The sequence below is a fragment of the Kitasatospora sp. NPDC059577 genome, assembly GCF_042735475.1.
Lineage (GTDB): Bacteria > Actinomycetota > Actinomycetes > Streptomycetales > Streptomycetaceae > Kitasatospora.
The window spans coordinates 37014-45992 of the sequence record NZ_JBHWBZ010000034.1; the positions used below are offsets into that span (position 1 = coordinate 37014).

The 8979-nt window shown below is 75.2% G+C and carries 11 protein-coding genes; all 11 read left to right on the forward strand.

The window, feature by feature from the left end:
- The first annotated feature begins 157 nt into the window (after positions 1–157).
- On the forward strand, positions 158–541 hold the full coding sequence (locus ACFV0O_RS24525; protein WP_360261612.1) for an FKBP-type peptidyl-prolyl cis-trans isomerase: 384 nt from the start codon (positions 158–160) through the stop codon (positions 539–541).
- 245 nt (positions 542–786) lie between these two features.
- Positions 787–1767, forward strand: a complete 981-nt coding sequence (locus tag ACFV0O_RS24530; protein WP_360261609.1) for a WYL domain-containing protein — start codon at positions 787–789, stop codon at positions 1765–1767.
- Positions 1764–2720, forward strand: a complete 957-nt coding sequence (locus tag ACFV0O_RS24535; protein ID WP_316520336.1) for a WYL domain-containing protein — start codon at positions 1764–1766, stop codon at positions 2718–2720. The genes ACFV0O_RS24530 and ACFV0O_RS24535 overlap by 4 nt, the downstream gene beginning before the upstream one ends.
- Positions 2721–2723: 3 nt before the next feature.
- The gene (locus tag ACFV0O_RS24540) at positions 2724–2954 is read left to right on the forward strand and encodes a hypothetical protein (protein ID WP_380345300.1); all 231 of its coding nucleotides are present in this window, start codon (positions 2724–2726) and stop codon (positions 2952–2954) included.
- 21 nt (positions 2955–2975) lie between these two features.
- Positions 2976–3155 carry a hypothetical protein gene (locus tag ACFV0O_RS24545; RefSeq protein ID WP_360261601.1) on the forward strand — a complete coding sequence of 60 codons (180 nt, stop codon included), beginning with the start codon at positions 2976–2978 and terminating at the stop codon, positions 3153–3155.
- Positions 3156–3351: 196 nt separating this feature from the next.
- A complete protein-coding gene (tatA, locus tag ACFV0O_RS24550) occupies positions 3352–3651 on the forward strand; it encodes a Sec-independent protein translocase subunit TatA (protein ID WP_380345302.1) in 300 nt (99 codons plus the stop codon).
- 121 nt (positions 3652–3772) lie between these two features.
- The gene (gene tatC / locus ACFV0O_RS24555) at positions 3773–4717 is read left to right on the forward strand and encodes a twin-arginine translocase subunit TatC (RefSeq protein WP_380345304.1); all 945 of its coding nucleotides are present in this window, start codon (positions 3773–3775) and stop codon (positions 4715–4717) included.
- A 132-nt stretch (positions 4718–4849) separates the two neighbouring features.
- On the forward strand, positions 4850–6010 hold the full coding sequence (locus tag ACFV0O_RS24560; RefSeq protein WP_380345306.1) for an NAD(P)/FAD-dependent oxidoreductase: 1161 nt from the start codon (positions 4850–4852) through the stop codon (positions 6008–6010).
- Positions 6011–6071: 61 nt separating this feature from the next.
- The gene (locus ACFV0O_RS24565; protein ID WP_380345307.1) at positions 6072–6425 is read left to right on the forward strand and encodes a (2Fe-2S)-binding protein; all 354 of its coding nucleotides are present in this window, start codon (positions 6072–6074) and stop codon (positions 6423–6425) included.
- Positions 6406–7845, forward strand: a complete 1440-nt coding sequence (locus ACFV0O_RS24570) for an NAD(P)/FAD-dependent oxidoreductase (protein WP_380345309.1) — start codon at positions 6406–6408, stop codon at positions 7843–7845. The genes ACFV0O_RS24565 and ACFV0O_RS24570 overlap by 20 nt, the downstream gene beginning before the upstream one ends.
- Before the next feature lie 60 nt (positions 7846–7905).
- Positions 7906–8841, forward strand: coding sequence for a dihydrodipicolinate synthase family protein (locus ACFV0O_RS24575; protein WP_380345311.1), 936 nt, complete (start codon positions 7906–7908; stop codon positions 8839–8841).
- The last annotated feature ends 138 nt before the right edge of the window (positions 8842–8979 follow it).

The window sequence follows — 8979 nt, forward strand, 5'->3', positions numbered from 1 at the left end:
TGTGGGGGGGGGGGGGGGGGGGGGCGCGGGCGCGCCGGGCGGGGGGGGGGGGGCCGGGGGCGCGGCGCGCGCCGCGGGGGGGGGGGGGGGGGCCGGGGGGGGGGGCCCCCCCCCCCGCTTGGTCGTGAATGCAACGCGCAACGTGAGAAGAGGGACTGTGAGCGTCAACCTCAACGAGAAGCCCGAGATCGACTTCCCGATCGGCGACGCCCCGGCGGAGCTGCAGATCCGCGACATCGTCGTCGGTGACGGCGAGGAGGCCAAGAAGGGCCAGAACGTCAGCGTCCGCTACGTCGGCGTGACCTTCGAGACCGGCGAGGAGTTCGACGCCAGCTGGAACCGGAGCCCGAACGAGTTCCGCTTCCCGCTCGGTGGCGGCCGCGTCATCAAGGGCTGGGACCAGGGCGTCGTCGGCATGAAGGTCGGCGGCCGCCGCGAGCTGACCATCCCGGCCCGCCTGGCGTACGGCAACCAGTCGCCGACCCCGGCCATCCCGCCGGGCTCGACCCTGATCTTCGTGGTCGACCTGCTGGCCGTCTGAGCCTCATCGCGCCGTGGGCCGGACCCCTCCGGGGGCCCGGCCCACGGGCGTGTCCGGGCCCGGTGGGCACCGCCCGGCGGCCGGGCGCGGACCGGCTCGGGGACCGGGCGCGGCACGCCTGCGGGACCGGGTGTGGGACGCCGCTTTTGCAGTGCGTACCGCGACCGGTACGGTCGGTCCCGCCGGGTGGTGATCGCCCGGTTGGCGCACCCCGCGCGCGGCGCGGCACACCGGAAGGGTCAGCGATGGCGATCGCCAAGGCAGAGCGGCTGATGAATCTCGCCCTGTGCCTGATGAACACCAGACGTCCGCTCTCCAAGAAGGAGCTGCGGGAATCCATCGAGGCGTACCGCGAGGCCTGGCAGGGCAGCAGCGAGGACGCCTTCAACCGGATGTTCGAGCGGGACAAGGACGACCTGCGCGAGCTCGGCCTGGTGATCGACGTCGACGAGAGCACCCTGGACGGTGAGCTCGGCTACCTGGCCCGTGCCGACCGCAACCGGCTGCCGGAGATCGCGCTGGACGCCGAGGAGGCGGCCGCGCTGACCTTGGCCGCCCGGGTCTGGCAGCAGGCCAAGATGTCCGGAGCGGCCAGCGGCGCGCTCCAGAAGCTGCGCGCGGCCGGCGTGCCGTTCGCCGAGGCCGAGGGCCGAACCGCCCTGGAGCCGCGCATCCCCGCCCGGGAGGCCGCGTTCGAGCCGCTGCTCACCGCCGCCCGGGACCGCCGTCCGGTCGGCTTCGAGTACCGCAAGGCCGGCGCCGCCGCCGTCGAGCAGCGCAGCGTCGAACCGTGGGCGCTGGAGTGCTGGCGCGGGCACTGGTACCTGGCCGGGTACGACCGTGACCGGGGCGACGCCCGGGTGTTCCGGCTCAGCCGGATCACCGGCAAGGTGCGGGCCAGGAGCGGGGCCTTCCTCGGCACCGTGCCCGAGCACGTGGACGTCCGGGCGACCGTGGCGAAGTTCGCGGGGGAGGGTGCCACCGCCACCGCGACCGTCCGGGTCCGCCGGGACGCCGGCTTCCCGCTCCGCACCAAGGCGCTGACCAGCAGCCGGGTCGACGAGGCCTGGGACGAGCTGGAGATCCCCTACGGCAACGGGCTGGGCGCCGACCTGGCGGAGTTCGGGCCGGACGTGCTGGTGCTCGGGCCGGAGGAGCTGCGGGCGGATGTGGTCGACCGGCTGCGGGCGGTCGCGGGGCTGGATGTGGAAGGCGTGCGGGCATGAGCAATGCGATCGACCAGACGCGACGGATGCTGTCGCTGGTCACCTATCTGCGCGAGCGGCCCGGGGCCGAGGTCGCCGAGGTCGCCCGGGCCTTCGGGATCAGCGAGCGCGAGCTGATCGGGGACCTCAACGTGCTGCCGATGTGCGGCACCAGCTTCCGCGGCGGCGACCTGCTCGACATCGACACCGACGGCGAGCGGATCTGGTGGCACAACGTCGACGACGTGGCCCAGCCGCTGCGACTGGCCGCCGACGAGGCGACCGCCCTGCTGGTGGCCGCCCGCGCGGTGGCCGGCCTGCCCGGGCTGCGGGCAGGTGATCGGGAGGCGCTCACCCGGGCCGTCGCCAAGATCGAGAACGCGGCGGGCGAGAGCGCCGAGGGCAGCGCCCGGGTCGGCGTGACCTTCGAGGCGGAGAGCCACGTCTTCGCGGACATCGACCGGGCGCTCAGCGAGGGCCGCCGGCTCTGGCTGCGCTACTACTCGCACGGGCGCGGCGGGATGACCGAGCGCGAGGTCGACCCGATCCGGCTGCTCACCGAGGGCCACACCTACCTCGAGGCCTGGTGCCGCACCTCCGAGGACCACCGGATGTTCCGGCTCGACCGGGTCGCCGAGATCCGCGTCCTGGACGTCCCGGCCGACCCGCCCCGGCGCGAGCCGCGCGACCTGAGCGGTGGACTGGTCAACCCGGCGGCCGACGACCCCGAGGTGGTCGTCGAGGTCTCCTCCGGCGGGCGCTGGGTGGCCGAGTACTACACCCACGACCGGGCCGAGGAACTGCCCGACGGCGGACTGCGGATCACCCTGCGCAGCGCCGACCCCTCCCAGCTGCGCCCGCTGGCGCTGCGGCTGGGCCGGGACGGCCGGATCGTCTCGCCGCCCGAACTGGCCGAGCAGGCGCGCTCGGCCGCGCGGGAGGCGCTGGCCGCCTACGGGGAGGGGCAGGTCTGAGCGGTGGAACCCGGGACGAGATTCAAGGTGTACTGCTCGGAGTGCCGGGAGAAGGTGGAGCTCCCGGCCGAGGCGTTCCGGCTGACCCTCGGTCGCACCCCGGCCCAGGCGCACTACAGCTTCGGTTGCCCGCTGTGCGGGGCGGCGGTGCGCAAGCCGGCCGGGGAGAAGATCGTCGAGGCGCTCACCGCGGCCGGAGTGCGCACCATGCGGCTCGTCCCGGCCGAGGGGTAGGGCCCGTATAGGGTGGGGCGCATGTCCTGGATGCTCGTCGCCGCCGTCCTGCTCGCCACCGCGGGCCTGCTGGTCCTCGGGGTCCTCGCGATCCGGCTCTGGCTCGACGTGCGGGCGCTCGCCAAGGGCGTGGACACGGCCTCGCGGGCGCTGGCCGCGGCGGCGGAGGAGCTGGCCGACGCGGTGCCGAGCCGGGCCTGACGCCCCTCCCCGCGGCCCCCGCCGTACGGGGGCTGCTGTGTGCGGGCAGGGGCGGGTTACGCTCTCAGTCGGCTCCCGGATCCGAGTGCCGGGGGCCGCTGTCCTGTTCGGGCGGCCGTCGTCGTGGCGTCATCCGCAGCGGTTACCATCCGCAGCGGACGGCCCGTCGGGCCGCCGTGACTGAAGGTGGTCGCGCATGCGCATCTCGATGACCGCGATCGTGGTGATCGTGGTACTCGCCATCGTGCTGTTCGGAGCCAAGCGGCTGCCGGAGGTGGCGCGGTCGCTGGGGAAGTCGCTGCGGATCCTGAAGAGCGAGGCCAGGGCGATGCGCGCGGACGGTGCGTCCGAGCCGTCGGAGCGGCCCGCTCCGGCGCCGGTGGACGGCTCCTCGGCCAGGACCGTCCAGGCGGCTCCGGGGGCGTCGGCCACGGCCCGTCCGGTGACCGAGCCCGCGGCCGGGTCGTCCGCGCCCGACGGCGACCGCCCGCACTGAGCACGGCGCACGTGAGGCACGCGACACACGTGAGACGTGCGACGTCCGCGACGCACGCGGCGTACACGACCATGGAGGCCCGCCGACCGGCGGGCCTCGACGCACGAGTTGAGGACCGGGGTTGAGCAAGCTCTCCAAGGCGCCGAAGGCGTCAAAGGATCCTGAGGGGCGGATGGCCCTCGCCGACCACCTGCGGGAACTGCGCAACCGCGTGGTCAAGTCGGTCCTGGCGATCGTGCTGATCACCATCGTGGCCCTGATCTACCACAAGCAGCTCGAAACCCTGCTCCTCAAGCCGCTTCCGCAGTGCACCAAGGAGACCGCGGGCCAGTACCACGGCAAGTGCGCCCAGGTCTCGACCATCGGTCTGACCTCGGGTTTCACCTGGATGCTCAAGGTCGCGCTGACGGCCGGCGTGGTCGGTTCGGTGCCGATCTGGCTGTGGCAGGTGTGGGCGTTCGTGGCGCCCGGTCTGCACCGGCACGAGAAGAAGTACACCGTGATCTTCATGCTGTGCGGGGCGCCGCTGTTCCTCGCCGGTGTGGGCGTCGCGTTCCTGGTGCTGCCCGCCACGATCGAGGTGTTGATCTCGTTCACGCCGGACACCACCACGCCGATCCTGCCGCCGGACGACTACTTCGACATCGCCACCCGGATGGTGCTGGTCTTCGGCCTCGCCTTCGAGTTCCCGCTGCTGCTCGTGATGATGAACCTGGTCGGCATGGTCAGCGGCAAGCGGCTGCTCGGCTGGTGGCGCGGGATGATCATGGCGATCACGGTGTTCGCGGCCTTCGCCACGCCGAGCGCCGACCCGCTGACCATGCTCGCGCTGGCCGCGCCGATCTGGGGCCTGTACTTCATCGCGGTGGTCATCGCGCTGGCCTTCGACAAGCGCAAGGCGCGCCGCAACCCGGACGCCCTGCTGGACGACGAGGAGGCCTCGCACCTCGACCTGTCCGTGCAACCGGTGGCCGGGGCGGAGTCCGTCCGGGCCTCGGCGGCCCCGGCGGCCTCCAGCGCCCCGGTGCCGGCCGCGCGCCACGAGCAGATGGACGACATCACCTGAGCCGGTGGGCCCTGAGGGAGCCCCGGTCCGTCGCTGTGCGCGGCGGGCCGGGGCTTTTCGCTGGTCGGGGGCTTCCTGGGGTTTCGGTGGGGTGCCCTTGGCAGGGTGGATGGCATGTGACATATTACTGACGTGCTGAAGACCGAGAGACCTCCCCTGGATGTCGTCGTGGTCGGCGCCGGTGTGGTCGGCGCCGCCTGCGCCTACTACGCCGCCCGTGCCGGGCTCACCGTCGCCGTCGTGGACCGCGGGCCGGTGGCCGGCGGCACCACCGGCGCGGGCGAGGGCAACCTGCTGGTCTCCGACAAGGAGCCCGGACCCGAACTCGACCTCGCCCTGCTCAGCACCCGGCTCTGGCGCGAACTCGCCGAGGACCTCGGCGCGGCCGTCGAGTACGAGGCCAAGGGCGGCGTGGTGGTCGCCTCCACCGCGGCCGGGCAGGAGGCCCTGCGGGCCTTCGCGGCCGCGCAGCGCGCCGTCGGGGTGGCCGCCGAGGAGGTGCCCGGCGAGCGGCTGCGGGAACTGGAACCGCACCTCGCCCCCGGCCTGGCCGGCGGCTTCCACTACCCGCAGGACGCCCAGGTCCAGCCCGCCCTGGCCGCCGCCCACCTGCTGCGCGCGGCCCGGCGCAGGGGCGCCGAGCTGATCACGGGGGAGACCGTGACGGCCGTCGACCGGGGGTCCGACGGCGCCGTGCGCGGCGTGCGGACCGACCGCCGCCGGCTGGCCGCGCCCGCCGTGGTCAACGCGGCCGGCACCTGGGGCGGCGAGCTGGCGGCCCTGGCCGGGGTGCACCTGCCGGTGATGCCCCGGCGCGGCTTCGTCCTGGTCACCGAGCCGCTGCCGAGGGTCGTCCGGCACAAGGTCTACGCCGCCGACTACGTGGCCAACGTGGCCAGCGGCTCGGCCGGCCTGGAGACCTCCGCCGTGGTCGAGGGCACCCCGGGCGGGCCGGTGCTGATCGGCGCCAGCCGGGAACGGGTCGGCTACGACCGCACGCTCTCCCAGGAGGTGCTGCGGCGGCTCGCCGGCCAGGCCGCCGACCTCTTCCCGGTGCTCGCGGACGTCACCGTGCTGCGCGCCTACCGGGGCTTCCGCCCGTACCTGCCGGACCACCTGCCGGCCATCGGGGCGGACCCCCGGGTGCCCGGGCTGTACCACGCCTGCGGCCACGAGGGGGCCGGGATCGGGCTGGCCCCGGCGACCGGGCTGCTGATCAGTGAACAGCTCACCGGAAAGCAGCCGGAACAGGACCTCGCGCCGTTCCGCGCGGACCGGTTCCCCGCCGCCTGAGCCCGCCCGGCCCGCCGGGCGAGGCCGTCCGCCCGGGGCTCCCGCCCGGGTTCCGTTCCCCATGAGATTCCGTCCTGGATTGGAGACGCCGCCGATGCGCCGCCGCCGCACCCCCGCCGGGCTGGTCGAGGCCGAGCCCGGGCCCGCCCACCACATCGAGTTCGACGGCCGGCCCGTCCCCGCGCTGCCCGGGCAGTCCATCGCCGCCGCCCTGTGGGCCGACGGCGTGCTGGCCTGGCGCACCACCCGGGTCGGCGGGACGCCGCGCGGGGCGTTCTGCGGCATCGGCAGCTGCTTCGACTGCCTGGCCACCGTGGACGGCCGTCCCAACCAGCGCACCTGCCTGCTCCCCGCTGAGCCGGGCACCACCGTCACCACCCAGGAGGGCCACGGCCGTGCCGACCTCGCCGTCTGACCCCGCGCCGATCGACCGCGCGCCGTTCGACCTCGCCGTGGTCGGGGCCGGCCCGGCCGGGCTCGCCGCCGCCGTCACCGCCGCCGACCTCGGGCTGCGCTGCGTCCTGCTGGACGGCGGACAGCAGACCGGCGGGCAGTACTACCGCCACCCCGCGCCCGGCCTCGGCGCGGCCCGGCCGGACCGGCTGCACCACCACTGGTCCGCCTACACCGGCCTCGCCGACCGGCTCGCCGCCCACGAGCGGGCCGGGCGGGCCGTCTTCCGGGGCGGACACCAGGTCTGGGCGCTGGAGCGCTTCGACGGCGGCTTCGCGGTGCACGTCACCCGCGGGCCCGGGAGCGCCGACCGGGCCACCGTCCGGGCCCGGTCGGTGCTGCTCGCCACCGGTGCGTACGAGCGGCAGCTGCCGTTCCCCGGCTGGACCCTGCCCGGGGTGGTGACCGCGGGCGGCGCGCAGGCCATGCTCAAGGCCGGACTGGTGCTGCCCGGACGGCGGATCGTGGTCGCCGGGAGCGGACCGCTGCTGCTCGCCGCGGCGTCCTCGCTGGTCACCGCCGGGGCCGAGGTGCCCGCCGTGGTCGAGGCCACCGCCTACCTCGGGTACGCGCGGCGGCCCGGTGTGCTGGCGGCCGTCCCCGGCAAGCTGGTCGAGGGCGCCGGGCACGGCGGGGCGCTGCTGCGGCACGGCGTGCGGCTGCGCCCGCGCAGCGCGGTGGTCGAGGCGCACGGGACGGACCGGGTCACCGGCGTCACGGTGGCCCGGCTGGACGCCGACTGGCGCCCGGTGCCCGGCACCGGGCGGCGGATCGACTGCGACGCGCTCGCCGTCGGCCACGGTCTGCTGCCGCAGATCGACCTGGCCACCGAGCTGGGCGCGCGCACCCGGACCGGGCCGGACGGCGCGGTCGCGCTGGAGGTCGACGCCCGGCTGCGCACCAGCGTGCCCGGCCTGTGGTCGGCCGGGGAGACCAACGGCGTCGGCGGCGCCGACCTCGCGCTCGCCGAGGGTGAACTGGCCGCGCACGCGGTGGCCGGGGCACTGCCGGAGGCCGCGCTGCTGCGCCGCCGCTCGCGGCTGCGGGCCTTCGCCGAGCTGATGGCCGCCGCCCACCGGCCCGGGCCGGGCTGGACCGGGTGGCTGCGTCCGGACACCGACGTCTGCCGGTGCGAGGAGGTGCCGGTCGCGGCGATCCGGGAGGCCGTGGACGAACTGGGCGCGGGGGACCCGCGCACCGTGAAGCTGCTGACCCGGGCCGGGATGGGCTGGTGCCAGGGGCGGATGTGCGGTCCGGCCGTGGCCTGCCTGGCCGGTCCGGCCCCGGGGTCGGCGTCGGGCGGTCCGGGGCCCGACCGGCGGCCGCTGGGCTGCCCGGTGCCGCTCTCGCAGCTGGCGGCGGGGCCCTCCCCGGAGTCGTGACGGCCCGTCCTCGAACCGGTGGGCCGGGGACCTTGTCTCCGGCCTGCCCCCACCTATAAAATGTCACACCTCACCAAGGAGTACACCGTGTCCATCACCCCGCACGACACCACCCGTCCCTGGCGCGGCATCATGGTCGCCACCACGATCCCGCTGCGCCCGGACCACTCCGTCGACTACGACGCGTACGCCGAGCACGTCCGCTGGCTGATCGACTCCGGCTGCGAGGGCGTCGTCCCCAACGGCTCGCTGGGCGAGTACCAGACGCTCACCGCCGAGGAGCGCGCCCGGGTCGTCGAGGTGGCCGTCGAGGCGGCCGGCGACGGCTCCCGGGTCATGCCCGGGGTGGCCGCGTACGGCAGCGCCGAGTCCCGCCGCTGGGCCGAGCAGGCCGCCGAGGCCGGCGCCGGCTCCGTCCTGCTGCTCCCGCCGAACGCCTACCGGGCCGACCACGCCTCGGTGCGCGCGCACTACGCCGAGGTCGCCCGGGCGGGCCTGCCGATCGTCGCGTACAACAACCCGATCGACACCAAGGTGGACCTCGTCCCCGCGCTGCTCGCCCAACTGCACGGCGAGGGCTCGATCGTCGCCGTCAAGGAGTTCAGCGGGGACGTCCGCCGGGCGTACGAGATCGCCGAACTGGCCCCCGGGCTGGACCTGCTGATCGGCGCCGACGACGTGCTGCTGGAACTGGCGCTGGCCGGCGCGGTCGGCTGGATCGCCGGCTACCCGAACGCGCTGCCGGAGGCCTCGGTCGCGCTCTACGACGCCGCGGTGGGACACGACCTGGAGACCGCGCTGCCGCTGTACACGTCGCTGCACTCGCTGCTGCGCTGGGACTCCAAGACCGAGTTCGTCCAGGCCATCAAGCTCTCCATGGACATCGCCGGGCGCCCCGGCGGTCCGGTCCGGGCCCCGCGCCAGCCGCTCACCCCGGAGATCGAGGCGGCCGTCCGCGCCGCGACCGAGAAGGCGCTGGCCGAGGGCCTCGCCTAGGGCTTGTCGGACAAGCCCTGGGCCCTGCCCGGCCCGTACCCCTCCCGGCCGGCTGCGGGTGCAGCTTGGCCGGCCCCCAGAACCCACCGACCATCCCAACCAGTACCGGAGTTGGTAACCAAGCGCATCCCTCACGTG

Excerpts from the sequence above, each read along its gene's own strand:
- ACFV0O_RS24535 (WP_316520336.1), top strand. The coding sequence starts at position 1,764 with ATGAGCAATGCGATCGACCAGACGCGACGGATGCTGTCGCTGGTCACC.
- ACFV0O_RS24530 (WP_360261609.1), top strand. The coding sequence starts at position 787 with ATGGCGATCGCCAAGGCAGAGCGGCTGATGAATCTCGCCCTGTGCCTG.
- ACFV0O_RS24545 (WP_360261601.1), top strand. The coding sequence starts at position 2,976 with ATGTCCTGGATGCTCGTCGCCGCCGTCCTGCTCGCCACCGCGGGCCTG.
- tatA (WP_380345302.1), top strand. The coding sequence starts at position 3,352 with ATGCGCATCTCGATGACCGCGATCGTGGTGATCGTGGTACTCGCCATC.
- ACFV0O_RS24575 (WP_380345311.1), top strand. The coding sequence starts at position 7,906 with ATGTCACACCTCACCAAGGAGTACACCGTGTCCATCACCCCGCACGAC.
- ACFV0O_RS24565 (WP_380345307.1), top strand. The coding sequence starts at position 6,072 with ATGAGATTCCGTCCTGGATTGGAGACGCCGCCGATGCGCCGCCGCCGC.